18 protein-coding genes are annotated in these 13,055 nt (G+C 73.2%); 8 read left to right on the top strand and 10 right to left on the bottom strand.

The features are described 5' to 3' along the window. The first annotated feature begins 187 nt into the window (after window positions 1-187). A complete protein-coding gene (locus BMW85_RS49880) occupies window positions 188-475 on the top strand; it encodes a hypothetical protein (RefSeq protein WP_177241002.1) in 288 nt (95 codons plus the stop codon). Between the two features lie 49 nt (window positions 476-524). On the opposite strand, the gene BMW85_RS32810 is transcribed toward BMW85_RS49880, so the two are convergent. Genes BMW85_RS32810 through BMW85_RS32795 form a run of 4 tightly spaced genes read right to left on the bottom strand, consistent with a single transcriptional unit; the run spans window position 525 to window position 2,273 of the window. Further along, on the bottom strand, window positions 525-821 hold the full coding sequence (locus tag BMW85_RS32810) for a DUF952 domain-containing protein (protein WP_177241001.1): 297 nt from the start codon (window positions 819-821) through the stop codon (window positions 525-527). Next, the gene (locus BMW85_RS32805; protein WP_091089300.1) at window positions 818-1,372 is read right to left on the bottom strand and encodes a GNAT family N-acetyltransferase; all 555 of its coding nucleotides are present in this window, start codon (window positions 1,370-1,372) and stop codon (window positions 818-820) included. Before BMW85_RS32805 ends, BMW85_RS32810 begins: the two co-directional genes overlap by 4 nt. A gap of 20 nt (window positions 1,373-1,392) precedes the next feature. Then, the gene (locus BMW85_RS32800; protein ID WP_091089297.1) at window positions 1,393-1,950 is read right to left on the bottom strand and encodes a TetR/AcrR family transcriptional regulator; all 558 of its coding nucleotides are present in this window, start codon (window positions 1,948-1,950) and stop codon (window positions 1,393-1,395) included. Continuing rightward, a complete protein-coding gene (locus BMW85_RS32795; RefSeq protein WP_091089295.1) occupies window positions 1,947-2,273 on the bottom strand; it encodes a DMT family transporter in 327 nt (108 codons plus the stop codon). The genes BMW85_RS32800 and BMW85_RS32795 overlap by 4 nt, the downstream gene beginning before the upstream one ends. A gap of 118 nt (window positions 2,274-2,391) precedes the next feature. On the opposite strand from BMW85_RS32795, the gene BMW85_RS32790 reads away from it, so the two are divergent. After that, on the top strand, window positions 2,392-3,345 hold the full coding sequence (locus tag BMW85_RS32790) for a radical SAM protein (protein ID WP_245775196.1): 954 nt from the start codon (window positions 2,392-2,394) through the stop codon (window positions 3,343-3,345). Window positions 3,346-3,415: 70 nt separating this feature from the next. Next, on the top strand, window positions 3,416-4,171 hold the full coding sequence (locus tag BMW85_RS32785) for a phytanoyl-CoA dioxygenase family protein (protein ID WP_218156029.1): 756 nt from the start codon (window positions 3,416-3,418) through the stop codon (window positions 4,169-4,171). A 40-nt stretch (window positions 4,172-4,211) separates the two neighbouring features. Here BMW85_RS32785 and BMW85_RS49875 read toward each other — a convergent pair whose 3' ends face one another. The 3 genes from BMW85_RS49875 to BMW85_RS32775 form a co-directional block, all read right to left on the bottom strand. Next, window positions 4,212-4,352 carry a hypothetical protein gene (locus tag BMW85_RS49875; protein ID WP_177241000.1) on the bottom strand — a complete coding sequence of 47 codons (141 nt, stop codon included), beginning with the start codon at window positions 4,350-4,352 and terminating at the stop codon, window positions 4,212-4,214. Window positions 4,353-4,395: 43 nt separating this feature from the next. After that, window positions 4,396-4,647, bottom strand: coding sequence for a helix-turn-helix domain-containing protein (locus BMW85_RS32780; RefSeq protein ID WP_091089293.1), 252 nt, complete (start codon window positions 4,645-4,647; stop codon window positions 4,396-4,398). A 727-nt stretch (window positions 4,648-5,374) separates the two neighbouring features. Next, on the bottom strand, window positions 5,375-5,881 hold the full coding sequence (locus BMW85_RS32775) for an ATP-binding protein (RefSeq protein ID WP_091089291.1): 507 nt from the start codon (window positions 5,879-5,881) through the stop codon (window positions 5,375-5,377). 269 nt (window positions 5,882-6,150) lie between these two features. Between BMW85_RS32775 and BMW85_RS32770 the strand changes: the two genes are divergently transcribed. Genes BMW85_RS32770 through BMW85_RS32750 form a run of 5 tightly spaced genes read left to right on the top strand, consistent with a single transcriptional unit; the run spans window position 6,151 to window position 9,644 of the window. Further along, window positions 6,151-7,071 (top strand): alpha/beta fold hydrolase, encoded by a 921-nt coding sequence (locus BMW85_RS32770; RefSeq protein ID WP_091089290.1) that lies wholly within the window; start codon window positions 6,151-6,153, stop codon window positions 7,069-7,071. Between the two features lie 9 nt (window positions 7,072-7,080). Then, window positions 7,081-7,710 carry a TetR/AcrR family transcriptional regulator gene (locus tag BMW85_RS32765; protein ID WP_091089287.1) on the top strand — a complete coding sequence of 210 codons (630 nt, stop codon included), beginning with the start codon at window positions 7,081-7,083 and terminating at the stop codon, window positions 7,708-7,710. Window positions 7,711-7,728: 18 nt separating this feature from the next. Continuing rightward, window positions 7,729-8,487, top strand: coding sequence for a MerR family transcriptional regulator (locus BMW85_RS32760; protein ID WP_091089545.1), 759 nt, complete (start codon window positions 7,729-7,731; stop codon window positions 8,485-8,487). 45 nt (window positions 8,488-8,532) lie between these two features. Continuing rightward, window positions 8,533-8,856, top strand: a complete 324-nt coding sequence (locus BMW85_RS32755; protein ID WP_091089285.1) for an ArsR/SmtB family transcription factor — start codon at window positions 8,533-8,535, stop codon at window positions 8,854-8,856. After that, the gene (locus BMW85_RS32750; RefSeq protein WP_091089283.1) at window positions 8,853-9,644 is read left to right on the top strand and encodes an SRPBCC family protein; all 792 of its coding nucleotides are present in this window, start codon (window positions 8,853-8,855) and stop codon (window positions 9,642-9,644) included. Before BMW85_RS32755 ends, BMW85_RS32750 begins: the two co-directional genes overlap by 4 nt. A 31-nt stretch (window positions 9,645-9,675) precedes the next feature. Here the strand turns inward: BMW85_RS32750 and BMW85_RS32745 are convergent, their stop codons facing one another. The 3 genes from BMW85_RS32745 to purB all read right to left on the bottom strand — a co-directional run bounded on the left by BMW85_RS32745 (window position 9,676) and on the right by purB (window position 12,988). After that, window positions 9,676-10,698 carry a DUF4037 domain-containing protein gene (locus BMW85_RS32745; RefSeq protein ID WP_245775195.1) on the bottom strand — a complete coding sequence of 341 codons (1,023 nt, stop codon included), beginning with the start codon at window positions 10,696-10,698 and terminating at the stop codon, window positions 9,676-9,678. An 81-nt stretch (window positions 10,699-10,779) separates the two neighbouring features. Beyond that, on the bottom strand, window positions 10,780-11,538 hold the full coding sequence (locus BMW85_RS32740; protein ID WP_218156028.1) for a GNAT family N-acetyltransferase: 759 nt from the start codon (window positions 11,536-11,538) through the stop codon (window positions 10,780-10,782). A 19-nt stretch (window positions 11,539-11,557) separates the two neighbouring features. Further along, window positions 11,558-12,988, bottom strand: coding sequence for an adenylosuccinate lyase (gene purB / locus BMW85_RS32735; RefSeq protein ID WP_091089541.1), 1,431 nt, complete (start codon window positions 12,986-12,988; stop codon window positions 11,558-11,560). Between the last annotated feature and the right edge of the window lie 67 nt (window positions 12,989-13,055).

The raw sequence follows: 13,055 nt of genomic DNA, 5'->3' as shown, positions 1-13,055 counted from the left end.
AGTCGGCACATGTGTGTTTGCTCGATAATGAACATTATGTCAAGTAGATCGGATCGGCCGCCGCCAAGCCCGATCCCCCCTCGCCTCCCTGACGGGAGGATTGACCTTGTGTTGATTCACTGTCCTTGCGCGGGATCGCGGCTTTAAGGTGGAGCTCCTGCTATTCGCGCCGCGAGAGGAGCAGCACATGGGGATCGAGTCCGTCTTATGCCCGGTGTGTCAGGGGGTTCTGCCGGCTTCCGGTAAGGACGCGTACACGACGCTGCGGGGGCGGCTGATCGTGACGAACGGTTATTGCGGGGGTGGCTGCGCCGAGCGGGTGGCGCAGGAGCGGACGCGGGAAATGGCGCGTCCGAGGCCGGCGGTGCCGGTGGAGCCGGCGCAGGGGCCTGTTCCGGCGGCTGAGGCGGCGCCGGCGATGCCGCCGGTGGTGGCGGGGCGGCCGCGTGGGGCGGCGTTGCGGGTGGTCCATTAACGGGTTAGGTCAGCAGGTGCCCGCGGTTGGGTGCTTCTCCCCCGCTGCGTCAGGTGGTGTACGGGCGGACGTGGGTGACGGCGGTCACGGGTAGCGGGCCGTAGAGGTGGGGGTAGCCGTTCTCGGTGCGGATGTCGAGCCCGGTGGGGTCGATGTCGAGGACGAGCAGTGGTTCGGTGACGTGGGTGTAGTAGCGGTCGTGGACCTGGCGGAGCTGGTCGAGGTCGTGGCTGCAGTGGATGAAGCCCTCTTCGTCGAGGGTGCGGCCGAGGGTGGAGATGCGGTACTCCCCCGCGTGGCCGGCGTGGTGCCAGTCGGTGGCCAGGGCGAGGTGGTGGATGGTCATGGGGTCCACTCGGTCTCGAGGATGGCGTAGATGGCTTCGCTGGCCCATTCGCCTTTGACGTACTCGTTGTCGACGAGGGTGGCTTCGTGGCGCATGCCGAGTTTGGCGAGGACGCGGGCGGAGGCGGTGTTGCGGGCGTCGAGGCGTCCGGTGATGCGGTGCAGGGGCAGGCCGGTGAAGCCGAGGGCGAGCATGGCGCGGGCGGCTTCGGTGGCGTAGCCGTGGCCGTGGTGGTCGGGGTGGAGGATGTAGCCGATCTCGCCTTGGCGGTGGGTTTCGCTGGTCCAGACGAGCAGGGCGGAGCCGATGAGCTCGCCGTTGTTGCGGAGGGTGACGGCGAGGTCGAGGGCGTCGCCTTCTTCGTGGATGGCGGTGCGGGTGGCTTTCTTGGCGAGGGCTTCGCGGCTGGTGTCGCGGTCGCGGGGTTCCCAGTAGAGGTAGCGGGCGACGTCGGGGCGGGATTCGTAGGCGTGGACGGCGTCGAGGTCGTCGGTGGTGAAGGGGCGCAGGGAGAGGCGGGGGGTGGTGATGGGGTAGGCGGGTTGCAGCACGGGGGCAGTGTAGGGATGGGTCAGCGGGGTGGCAAAAGGTTTTCGAGTGCGTGGGTGAGCAGGGCGCGGGCGTGTTCGGCGGGGCGTTGTTCGACGACGAGTTCGAGCCAGAGGGTGGACAGGGTGGTGTAGAGGAGGCGGGCTCGGGGGTCGGTGTCGGGCAGGTCGAGGGCTTGGGCGATGAGGCGGGTGCAGCCGTCGGTCCAGCGGCGGGCGATCTGTTGGAGGACGGGGTCGCGGCCGGCGTGGACGTACAGCTCCCATAGGCCGAGCTGGCGGGTGCGGTCGGCGTCGGTGGTGAGGATCTCTGGGAGGCCGGTGAGGCCGTGGCGGGTGATCCAGGTGGCGGTGGTGGTGAGTTCGGTCTCGACGAGCTGGGCGAAGGCTTCGGCGAGGAGTTGGTCGCGGGAGGTGAAGTAGTAGGTGGTGGCGGCGAGTGGGAGGTGGGCGCGCTGGGCGACGGCTCGGTGGGTGACGGCGGCGAAGCCGCCTTCGGCGAGGAGGTCGACGGCGGCGTTGAGGAGGGTGGTGCGGCGGCGGCGGGAGCGGGCCTGGGTGGCGGGGTTGGGGTTTTTCATGGGGTGCGGGCGGCGAGGTTGAGGACGATGACGCCGGCGATGATGAGCAGGATGCCGCCGATCTTGTACGGGGTGAGGGTCTCCCCCATGAAGGCGGCGCCGATGAGGGCGATGGCGGCGGTGCCGGCGCCGGACCAGACGGCGTAGGCGGTGCCCATGTCGAGCTGGAGTTTGAGTGCTTGGGCGAGGAGGGTGAAGGAGGTGATGTAGCCGGCGGCGACGACGATGGTCCAGCCGATGTGGGTGAGGCCGTTGCTGAGTTTGAGTGCGCTGGTGGCGAGGATTTCTGAGGCGATGGCGAGGGCGAGCAGGATCCAGGCCATGGTGTTCCTTTGTGGGGGTGAAGTGGTACGGGTGTCCCATTTTATCGTCGGGCTCCGCTCCCCTGGGTGTGGCGGAACTGCTTGAAAACGCAGTCGAATACGTGTTCCACTGGAAGGTGTGGGTTGGGACGCGCTTCCGCTGGTTGACGCCGCCGATGAGCGACCGCTGATCGAGCGGCGCGCGGTGCTGCGCGACGGCTTCTACGAGACGCAGGCCCGGACGATGATCGAGCGGGTGCCGCCGGTGGCGGGCATCGCGCAGCAGTGGGCCATCTCCCCCTATCGGGGGTGCGCGCACGCGTGCCGGGGGTGCGGGGCGCGGGCGGGTCATCGGCGGCTGGGGCTGGACGCGGGGCGTGATTTCGACACGCGGATCGTGGTCAAGCCGAACGCGGTGGCGCGGTTGCGCGCGGAGCTGGCGCGCTGGGGTGGTGAGGAGCTGGCGGTGGGCGTCAGCGGTGACTGCTACCAGGAGGCGGAGCGGACCTACCGGCTGATGCCGGGGGTGATCGGGGCGCTGGCGGAGGCGGGGGTGCCGTTCACCGTCTACACGAAGGCGGCGCTGGTGTTGCGGGACGCGGCGTTGCTGGCGGAGGCGGGGGCGCGGGTGGCGGTGTCGATCGCGTTCGTGGACGAGCGGATCCGGCGGGCGGTGGAGCCGGGGGCGCCGACGGCGCAGGCGCGGCTGGAGCTGGTGTCGGCGCTGGCGGAGGCGGGGGTGGAGTGCCGGGTGCTGATGGCGCCGGTGCTGCCGTTGCTGAGCGACGCGGCCGATCAGCTGGGGGCGACGGTGCGGCGGATCGCGGGTGCGGGGGCGGGGGCGGTGGAGCCGGTGGTGTTGCGGCTGCCGGCGGGGACGCGGGCGTGGTACCTGGAGTGGCTGGGTGAGGCGCATCCGGGGCTGGTGGCGCGTTACGAGGAGCTGTACGACCGGGCGGGGCTGCCGTCGCCGGACTACGAGCGGCGCATCACGGAGCAGATCGCGCAGTTGTGCCGGGTGTACGGGATGGCGTTCGGTCCTGGTGAGGCGCGGGGGCGGGAGCCGCGGGCGGCGCAGCTCTCCCTCGTTTGACCGCGCCTGCCTCTTCTGCGGGAAAAATCGGGTCGATCCGGGTGGGTGGGCGCTGCTAGCGTTCCGGCGCATGAACGAGACCAGCATGGGCGCCGGTGGCGCCGGCGGGGTTGACGCCGAGGCGTTCGTGGCCGACGGGTTCGTCAAGGTGGAGTCGGTCGTGCCGGGCGAGGTGGCCGACGCGGCGCGGGCGCTGTTGTGGCAGCGGATCGGGTTGTCGCCGGACGATCCGTCGGGGTGGACGCGGCCGGTGGTGTGGACGGCCGACCTGACGGGCGAAGGGCCTTTCGGGCAGATCGTACGCAGTCCGCGGCTGGCGTCGGCGCTGGACGCGGTGGCGGGCGCGGGCGGGTGGGTGCCGCCCGGCAGTCTGGGCAACGTTCCTGTGCGGTTCCCGCGGGTGCCGCCGGCCGAGGACCGGGGCTGGCACATCGACGCCAACACGCCGCGCGCGGACGGCACGTACGGGGTGAGCCGGCGGTCGCACACGTTGCTGCTGCTGGTGCTGCTGTCGCGGGTGGGGCCGCGGGACGCGCCGACGCGGATCCGGGTGGGCTCGCAGCGGGACATGGCGGCGCTGCTGGACGAGCGGGTGCGGGACGTGATGGAGATCGGGCCGGCGTTCGAGGAGGTGGGCCGGGACCGGCCGGTGGCGCTGGCGACCGGTTGTCCGGGTGATGTGTATCTGGTGCATCCGTTCACGGTGCACGCGGCGCAGGAGCACGAGGGGGCTGAGCCGCGGTTCATGGCGCAGGCGCCGGTGTTCCTGTCGCGTCCGCTGGAGCCGGGTGCGGATTCCGCGTTGGCGCGGGCGGCCGGCTACTGAGCTGGCGGTCTTCCGCCGGCGGTGATCAGACGTCCGACCGTCAGCGGGTGGTGGTGGTGAGCAGGAAGGCGGCGGCGCCGAGTGCGGCGGCGGCGAGGATCACCGCGGCCAGGCCGGCCAGGATGAGCAGGCGCCGCCACAGGCTGGGCCTGGGTGGCGGGCGGCACTCCCCCGTGTCCATGTCTTCGACGGTAACAAGGGGGTTGAGCTGGGCTGATGCCGGGTCAGGTGGGGGCGGGGGCGGTGCGGGTGGCGAGGTGGTCGAGTGAGATGCCGAGGACGTCGGCCAGGGCGGCGATGGTGAAGAACGCGGGTGTGGCGATCCGGCCGGTCTCGATCTTGCGGAGGGTTTCGGCGGACATGCCGGCGGCGGCGGCGACCTCGACGATGCTGCGCTCGCCGCGGGCCTGGCGGAGCATCGTGCCGAGGTGCTCGCCGCGGAGCCGTTCTTCGGGGGTCAGCGGTGGTCGCACCATGGAGCTCACTCTATACCGTTACCGGTATTGTTATCGTTCGGTGTGCGTCCCTCACCTGGGTAATAACCGGTGGTCAGGTGATGCGGCAGGCCGGTGGCCGTGCTCGCGGGGCCGCGGGTCGCGCTGTCCGGTGTGACGGGACGGCTGCGACGGGTGCCGCTCGGGCGCGCGTGCCGGCGCCGGGGCGGTGGTGGTCAGGCCGTCCGCGTCCGGCCGGGTCCGCGCGCAGGTTTGGCGGAGCAGGCGGGTCGCTCGCGGTAATAAGCGCGGTGCGGGGCGCGCGGGCGTCCTCCTTCGCGGCTCTTCGGGCTGCGGGAGCGTACGGGGTCCGCGTGGTCCTCGCGAGTCGGCGCGGCCCCGGGGCCGTCCGCCGGATGCTGGACGTCCTGGGGGTCGATGCCGGTCCCGGCGGGTGCCGGGGTGTGTCGCCGTCGTCTCCCCCGGTCGCCTCGCGGGGCTGATCGCCTCGGCGGGCGGGCTGCCGGGTTGCCCGTGCGGGATGCTGCTGGTCGTCACCGTTGTCATGGCGCCTCACAGGGGCGGAGCCGGCGTCCGCCTCGTGCGGCGCCGCCCGCCGTCGTCCCCAGGTTATGTCCGGCCCCTTATCCGGGGCAGTTCCTGCCAAAACCCTCAGCAAGTTTTTGCCTGCCGATGGGGCGGCCATGGTGTGCGGCGGCGGAATCGCCGGTGAGGGGGCGGCGCCGGGGCGCGCGTGAGCAGGGGAACCTCACGCGGGCCCCGGCGTGGTCAGCTCGAACCAGACGACCTTGCCGCGCCGGGAGGGGGTGCTGCCCCAGGTGTCGGCCAGCGCCTCCACCAGTTCCAGGCCGCGGGAGCCTTCGTCCTGCTCGCCGGCGTGGCGGGGGCGGGGCGGGCGGGGGTCGGCGTCGGCCACCTCGCAGCGCAGCCGTCCGCCGCGGGCCCACATGCTGAGCACGACGGGGCCGCGTGCGTGCTGGATCGCGTTCGTGACCAGTTCGCTGACGAGCAGTTCGGCGGTCTCCCCCGTCTCGCTGGGCGGCCCCCACTCGGCGAGCAGGCCGCGTGCCGCGCGGCGGGCGCGCGGCACCGAGGAGGCGGTCGCGGGCAGCGTCCAGGACGCCGCGACCACGGGCATGGACGTGGACAGGCAGACGGGCACGGACGTGGGCGTGAGCGACGGCATCAACGCGGGCACGAGGGCGGGCATCAGCGCGGGCAGGGCGGCGCGCATGGCCGTGGGGGTGGGGCTCATGCCGATCCCTGCTGGGCCACCGGGCGAGCGGCGCCCGAGCCGGTGTCGCCGCGTGGCGGGTACGGAGGCTGGTGCTGGCGCATGTCGGATTCCCCCAATCCTTGGTGCGTCCCGCTTCCGGGTCACTCCATCACCATGTCCGCACCCCCCGTCCCACCAAGAGGTGAGAAATCCCTATTTGAGTACCTAGATACGTACGCCGAAGGCAAAGGCGATCTCGCCGGCGAGCGTTAGGATACGACTGTATCCATTCGGGAGATGAGGTCACCATGCGCACGCCTGACCGGCCGTCCGCCTTCACCAGCGACTCTGCCCGTGACAAGTACTACGCCGTCTACGACCGGCTGCTCGCCGAGCTGTGGCCGGTGCCGGTGGACGCCGTCGACGTGGAGACCCGCGCCGGCGTCGTGCGGATCCACCGGGCCGGGCCCGCCGAGGGGGATCCGGTGGTCCTGCTGGCCGGTGCCGGCGCGAACGCGCTGGCCTGGTACCGCTACATCGAGCCGCTGGCGCGTACCCGCCCCGTCCTTGCCCTCGACCCTCTCGGCGAGCCGGGCCGCTCGGTCCAGAGGCGGCCGCTCGCGACCGGCGCCGAGGTCGGGGGCTGGATCACCGACGTCCTGGCCGCGGTCGGGGCCGAGCGGGCACACGTGGCGGGTTTCTCCGCCGGGGGCTGGGCCGCGGTGGAACAGCAACGCGGCGGAGGCGGCCGGGTCGCGGCGCTGACGCTGGTGGACCCGGGCGGCTTCGCGCCGCTGCCCAGGCGGTTCATCCGCTGGGCCCTGGCCGGCGCCGTCGCCTCCATGCTTCCCCGTACGTTGCGGCACCGCATGGCCGGCGTGGTGGGCAACGGGGTGCTGCGCGAGGACGGGCTGGTGGAGCTGATGCGGGCCGGCTGGTCCTTCCGCCGCCGGGTGCTCATCCCGCCCGTTTACACCGACGAGCAGATACGTGAGGTGTCCGTGCCCGTGCAGGTGCTGCTGGGTGAGCGCAGCGCGCTGCTCGACGCGCGGGCGCTGGCCGCGCGGCTGGCCGGCATCGCGCCGTCCTGGCGCGTGGAGATCGTGCCCGGCACCGGACACTCGCTGCCCGTCGAAGCTCCGGACCTGGTCGCGAAGCGGATCCTCACCTTTCCCCGCCAGGCCCAGGACGGGACCGCGACGCCGCGGCACAGCACGAGCAACGGATAGGAAGCGGGCATGCCCCGACAGGTGGATCATGATGAGCGGCGGCGCCTGCTGACCGAGGCGCTGCTGCGCATCGCCGGCACCCGTGGCCTGCGGGCGGTGTCGATGCGGGAGATCGCCGCCGAGGCCGGGGTCTCGCTGCGCGTCGTCCAGTACTATTTCGCGAACAAGCAGGCTCTGCTGGAGTCCGGCCTCACCGAGCTGGGCGCCCGCATGGACCGCCGGGTCAAGCAGCGGGCCGCCGCCGCGGCGGGTGAGCTGACGCCGCGAGGCGTTCTCGCCGCCGTCCTCGGCGCGATCGTGCCCTTCGACGAGCAGAGCAGACTGGACTCCATGGCCTGGACCGCCTACTACAGCGCGGCCCTCACCGACCCGGCGCTCGCCGCGGCCGGGCTGACTCTGCCCAACGCGCTGGAGAACTTCCTCACCCTGCGGTTGACCGCCGCGCAGCAGGCCGGGGACATCGCCCCCGATCGCGACCCGCGTACCGAGGTCGCCGGCCTGCTGGCTCTCGCCAACGGCCTGACCTCCAGTGTCCTCAGCGGGCAGCGCAGCCACGAGGCCGCCACCGAGATCATCGACTACTACCTGGACCGCCTGTTCGGGCGGGATCACCGAGGATTTGACCCTCACCCACCGTGAGGGTCCATGGTGGGAGGCATGAGTCTGTCGGTCGGCCAGGTCGCCCGCCTCGCCGGCGTCACCGTACGCGCCCTGCACCACTACGACGAGATCGGCCTGCTCACCCCCACCGAGCGCACCCGGGCCGGCTACCGCCACTACACCGACGCCGATCTCGCCCGCCTGCAGCAGATCCTCCTGTACCGGGAGCTCGGCTTCCCCCTGGAGGAGATCGCGGTCATCCTCGACGAGCCCCGGGCCGACGAGCTGACCCATCTGCGCCGCCAGCACGCGCTGCTCACCGACCGCGCCCGCCATCTCGGCCACGTGATCGCCGCCGTCGAGCGGGCGATCCACGCGCACACCAGCGGCATCACTCTCACCCCCGAGGAGCGTTTCGAGGTGTTCGGCGACTTCCGGCCCGAGGAGCACGAGGCGGAGGCCGCCGCCCGCTGGGGCGCGGATCCCCGTTACGCCGAGAGCCGCCGCCGGGTCGCCTCCTACACCAAGGCCGACTGGCTGGAGCTCAAGGCCGAGGCCGGGGCCATCACCGGCGCGCTCGCCGCCGCCTGCGAGGCCGGCCTGCCCGCCGGCGGCGAGCACGCGATGGATCTGGCCGAACGTCACCGCGGCCATGTCGACCGCTGGTTCTACGACTGCGGCCATGACCTGCACCGCCGCCTCGGCGACCTGTACGTCACCGATGCCCGGTTCACCGCGTTCTTCGACGCGGTGCTGCCGGGCCTGGCCGGTTACGTGCGGGAGGCCATCCACGCCAACGCCGCCCGCCACCTCTGATCCATACCCTTGCGGGCATATAACCGCTTGGGTATATTCGCTGGCATGCCTTTCGACGTCCTGGCCGAGCCCGCCCGCCGGCACATCCTCGACCTGCTCCTCGAACGCCCCCGCAACGTCACCGAGCTCACCGCCCGCCTCGGCCTCACCCAGCCCGGCACCAGCAAGCACCTGCGCGCCCTGCGCCGCGCCGGTCTCGTCACCGTCCGCAAGGACGCCCAGCGCCGCTTCTACGAGCTCACCCCCGCTCCCCTGGCCGAGATCGACGCCTGGCTCACCCCCTACCGCCGGCTCTGGACCCGCAGCTTCGACCGGCTGGAAGCCCATCTGGACGCCATGCCCGACGAGCCCGGGGAGGACGTGCGATGAACGAGAGCCTCACCCTCCACCCCGACGGCCGCACCTCCCTGCGGATGCGGCGCCGCCTGCCCCACCCGCCGGAGAAGGTCTGGCGGGCCATCACCGAGCCGAGCCACCTGGCCGCCTGGTTCCCGGCCGAGGTCACCTTCGACGGCGACCGGATCGGCTACGGCTTCGGCCCCGACGGCCGCGTCACCCACCGTGAGCCGCCCCGCCTGTTCGCCCACACCTGGGGCGAGGACCATCTGCGGTGGGAGCTGGAGCCCGACGAGGGCGGCGGGACCCTGCTCACGCTCACCCACACCTTCTCCGACCGGTACGGCGCCGCCAGCTTCGCCGCCGGCTGGCACACCTGCCTCATCGCCCTGCTCGCCCGGCTGGACGGCCGATCCCCCGCCCCCGGCCCGCCGGAGACGGGGCGGCTGCACGAGGACTACGTCCACATCCTCGGTCTGGACGCCGCGACCTGCGACGGCGGCACCGTACGGGTGGAGCGCCAGCTCGTCCGCCCGGCCGGGCACGTCTGGCGGCATCTGGACGGCGACCTCGCCGCCGTCGGCGAGCCGCCGCCCGCCCCGTTCACCGTGCCCGCCGTCCCCGCCGGGCCCGTCACCCGCGCCGAGCCCGGCAGGCTCCTGCAGTACGGGACGCCGGGCGGCAGCGTCCGCTGGGAGCTGGGCGAAGGCACCGGCCACGGCGCCCGTCTCGTCCTCACCTGCACCGGCGACCCGGCCACGTTGCCCGCCTGGCGTTCCCGCGCCGCCGCGCTCGCCGCGGAGCTCGCCGCCGAGGGCTGACAGCGATCCCGGCGCGGGCACCGGGAAGCGGTCAGGCGGTCAGGCCCAGCGCCGCCGCCGTCAGCGCCCGCGCCCGCCCCGACTCCACCAGCACCTCCGTGGAGTCCGACAACTGATCGACACAGCCGGCCACCGGCAGCGCCCGGATCGCCGGGTCCGACACCGACGCCATCAGCGCCTCGGCGAACCGGTCCCCTCCGATCACCCGGAACGGCCGGTCGTGGAAGCCGCGCACGTCCTCGTCCAGCCGTTCGGCCAGCGCCAGCCGGTTCTGCAGGGCCGCCAGGCGGGAGTAGGCTCCCGACAGTCGTTCCTCCCGCTCCCGCCACGACCGCGCGGACACCGCCGCCCCCAGGCACTCCCCCAGCTCCGCCGACCCGGGCAGCCGCGCCAGGGCGCTGCCGAGCCATTTGGCGTAGGGCGGGTAGCGGCGGCGCAGCAGCAGCGCCAGCCGCATCACCTCGCGGGCCAGCCGCGCCCCCACCACCGCCGACCCCAGCTCGTCGCCCACCTCGCCGCACCGGCCGGGGAACGGCTCCTCCTGCGCGATGCGCCGCCACTGGCAGGCCAGCACGTACCGCCACACGTCCTCGGGATACCAGCGCAACGCCGCCCGCGCCGCCTCCAGCGCGCCCAGGCCGTCGTGGAAGACCTCGCCGCGGGTCACCTCCGCCAGCCGCTGCCACGGCACCGACAGCCAGTCGAGCAGCGACATGCCCGCCCGCGGGTCGAACCCCAGCTGCTCGCGCAGCCACGCGCCCGGCTCGCACACCCGTACGCCGGGCCGGGTCCGGCCGTGGTAGGGGAACACCGTCGGCAGGCCGTGGAAACGCTCCGGCAGCCCCGCCAGCACCCGCGCCTCCACCTCGGCCACCTGCTCGCCCGGCACGAACAGCAGCACCCGCGGCCCCCAGTCGTGGTCGGCCGAACGCGCGGTGTCGAACGCCAGCACCTCCGACCCCGGCCCCACCAGCGCGGCGCTGTGCGCGGTCCGCGGCACCAGCGGCGCCACCACCTCGTGGTAGAAAGCCCGCGACAACTCAATACCCGGCATGAAATCGCACATCACGCCGTCAACTCTGCACCAGCACCGCCCGAACCTCACCCGATTTTCAGCCCGCTCCCCGCGGGCGTGTCAGGCGGTGACGTACGAGGTCCTCACCTGGCGGCGCCGGTAGCCGATGCGCTCGTAGACGCGGATCGCGGCCAGGTTGTCGTCGTCCACCATCAGCGCCGCCCGCCCGTAGGTGTCGACGAGCCGTCCCGACACCCACCGGCACACGCGCTCGGCCAGCCCGCGCCCGCGGTAGGCGGCGACGGTCGCGACGCCGGCCAGCAGCCCGACGTCGGGGGCCGACCAGGCGTCGGCGGCGACGGCCGCGAGCCGGTCGCCGTCCCGCAGCCCCGCCCACCGGCGCACCCCGATGCCGCCGGGGACCGCGTAGGCGTCGGGGGCGTCGGCCGCCAGCAGCGCCGTGATCTCCGCCTCGGCGCCGTCCAGCCACCCCACGCCGTCCTCACCGTCCTCGCCGTCCTCGCCGTTGCCGCCGGTGTCGTCGTGGAGGTCGGCCAGGCTCATCCAGGAGAAGCACGGCCCCGCCCGCAGCCCCTCCACCGCGCCGGCGACCCGCCCGATCAGCTCGACGTCGCCGAGCGGCCGGTACGACGGCCCCAGCTCGGCCAGGGCGTGCCGCACCAGCGGGACGGCGTCACGCGGCCGACCCCACACCGCGAGCCGGTCCCAGCGGGAGATCACCGGGCAGCCGGCCACGACCGCGCCGCCGGACGCCCAGGCCCGCGCGCCGGGCCGCAGGCCCTGGGCCGCCCACATCACCAGGTCGTCGTCCCCGCACGCCGACCTCACCTCGGCCGGGGTGCGCAGCTCCCGCGTCAACGGACGGCTCCCTGGTGGGTCACAGGATGGCGCCGGGCCGGTAGGCCGCCGCCTCCGGGTGCTCGGCCACGATCTCGGCGACCCGCTGCGTGACCGCCTCCACCTGGTCGGCCGCCGCGCCGGTGAACGACACCCGGTCGGCCAGCAGCCCGTCCAGCCGCTCCCGGTCCAGCGGGAAACGCTCGTCGCCGGCCAGCAGGTCCAGCAGCTCGTTGGCCGCGCCGCGCGAGCGCATCGCCAGCGCCGCCGCGACCGCGTGCTCCTTGATCAGCTCGTGGGCCTGTTCCCGGCCCATCCCGGCCCGTACGGCCGCCATCAGCATCTTCGTCGTGGCCAGGAACGGCAGGTAGCGGTCCAGCTCGGCGGCGATCACCGCGGGGAAGGCGCCGAACTCGTCCAGCACCGTCAGCATCGTCTCCGTCAGCCCGTCGAAGGCGAAGAACGCGTCCGGCAGCGCCACCCGGCGCACCACCGAGCACGACACGTCGCCCTCGTTCCACTGGTCGCCCGCCAGCTCCCCGGCCATGGAGGCGTAGCCGCGCAGCACGACGGCCAGGCCGTTGACCCGCTCGCAGGAGCGGGTGTTCATCTTGTGCGGCATGGCCGAGGAGCCGACCTGCCCTTCGGCGAACCCCTCGGTGACCAGCTCGTGCCCGGCCATCAGCCGGATGGTCCTGGCCAGCGACGACGGCGCCGCCGCGGCCTGCACCAGAGCGGTCACCACCTCGTAGTCCAGCGAGCGCGGGTAGACCTGTCCCACGCTGGTGAAGGCGCCGGCGAACCCCAGGTGCTCGGCCACCCGGCCCTCCAGGGCGGCGAGCTTGGCCCGGTCGCCGCCGAGCAGGTCCAGCATGTCCTGGGAGGTGCCGACGGGGCCCTTGATGCCGCGCAGCGGGTAGCGGGTGATCAGCTCCTCCAGCCGCCGGTGGGCGACCAGCAGCTCGTCGGCCGCCGTCGCGAACCGCTTGCCCAGCGTGGTGGCCTGCGCGGCCACGTTGTGGGAGCGGCCGGCCATCACCGTGGCCTCGTGCTCCTTCGCCAGCGTCGCCAGCCGCGCCAGCAGCGCCACTACCCGGTCGCGCGCCAGCAGCAGGCTGTCGCGGATCTGCAGCTGCTCGACGTTCTCCGTCAGGTCGCGCGAGGTCATGCCCTTGTGCACCTGCTCGTGCCCGGCCAGCGCGTTGAACTCCTCGATGCGCGCCTTCACGTCGTGCCGCGTCACCCGCTCGCGCGCGGCGATCGACTCCAGATCGACGTGCTCGACGACCTTCTCGTAGTCGGCGACCGCGCCGTCCGGCACCGCGACGCCCAGCTCCGCCTGCGCCCGCAGCACCGCCAGCCACAACCGCCGCTCGGCGACGATCTTGTATTCGGGTGACCACAGGCGGGTCAGGTCCGGCGAGGCGTAGCGGGCGGCCAGGACGTTCGGGATGCGCGGCTTGGAAGTCACGTTCGACAAGTGTAGGCATCGCCGCCGGCCACACCGCACACAGGATCCCGTACGAGAAGGAAGGGCC

The organism is Nonomuraea wenchangensis, assembly GCF_900111685.1.
In the GTDB taxonomy this organism is placed as follows: Bacteria; Actinomycetota; Actinomycetes; order Streptosporangiales; family Streptosporangiaceae; genus Nonomuraea; species Nonomuraea wenchangensis.
This window is presented reverse-complemented; position numbering and strand designations above follow the sequence as displayed.

What these genes read in the sequence shown, in the direction of transcription:
- BMW85_RS32780 (WP_091089293.1), bottom strand. Translation starts at nt 4,647, where the DNA reads ATGGTGCGACCACCGCTGACCCCCGAAGAACGGCTCCGCGGCGAGCAC.
- BMW85_RS32765 (WP_091089287.1), top strand. Translation starts at nt 7,081, where the DNA reads ATGCCCCGACAGGTGGATCATGATGAGCGGCGGCGCCTGCTGACCGAG.
- BMW85_RS32745 (WP_245775195.1), bottom strand. Translation starts at nt 10,698, where the DNA reads ATGCCGGGTATTGAGTTGTCGCGGGCTTTCTACCACGAGGTGGTGGCG.
- BMW85_RS32810 (WP_177241001.1), bottom strand. Translation starts at nt 821, where the DNA reads ATGACCATCCACCACCTCGCCCTGGCCACCGACTGGCACCACGCCGGC.
- BMW85_RS32800 (WP_091089297.1), bottom strand. Translation starts at nt 1,950, where the DNA reads ATGAAAAACCCCAACCCCGCCACCCAGGCCCGCTCCCGCCGCCGCCGC.
- BMW85_RS32775 (WP_091089291.1), bottom strand. Translation starts at nt 5,881, where the DNA reads ATGAGCCCCACCCCCACGGCCATGCGCGCCGCCCTGCCCGCGCTGATG.
- BMW85_RS49880 (WP_177241002.1), top strand. Translation starts at nt 188, where the DNA reads ATGGGGATCGAGTCCGTCTTATGCCCGGTGTGTCAGGGGGTTCTGCCG.
- BMW85_RS32750 (WP_091089283.1), top strand. Translation starts at nt 8,853, where the DNA reads ATGAACGAGAGCCTCACCCTCCACCCCGACGGCCGCACCTCCCTGCGG.
- BMW85_RS49875 (WP_177241000.1), bottom strand. Translation starts at nt 4,352, where the DNA reads ATGGACACGGGGGAGTGCCGCCCGCCACCCAGGCCCAGCCTGTGGCGG.
- BMW85_RS32760 (WP_091089545.1), top strand. Translation starts at nt 7,729, where the DNA reads ATGAGTCTGTCGGTCGGCCAGGTCGCCCGCCTCGCCGGCGTCACCGTA.
- BMW85_RS32795 (WP_091089295.1), bottom strand. Translation starts at nt 2,273, where the DNA reads ATGGCCTGGATCCTGCTCGCCCTCGCCATCGCCTCAGAAATCCTCGCC.
- BMW85_RS32755 (WP_091089285.1), top strand. Translation starts at nt 8,533, where the DNA reads ATGCCTTTCGACGTCCTGGCCGAGCCCGCCCGCCGGCACATCCTCGAC.
- BMW85_RS32785 (WP_218156029.1), top strand. Translation starts at nt 3,416, where the DNA reads ATGAACGAGACCAGCATGGGCGCCGGTGGCGCCGGCGGGGTTGACGCC.
- BMW85_RS32770 (WP_091089290.1), top strand. Translation starts at nt 6,151, where the DNA reads ATGCGCACGCCTGACCGGCCGTCCGCCTTCACCAGCGACTCTGCCCGT.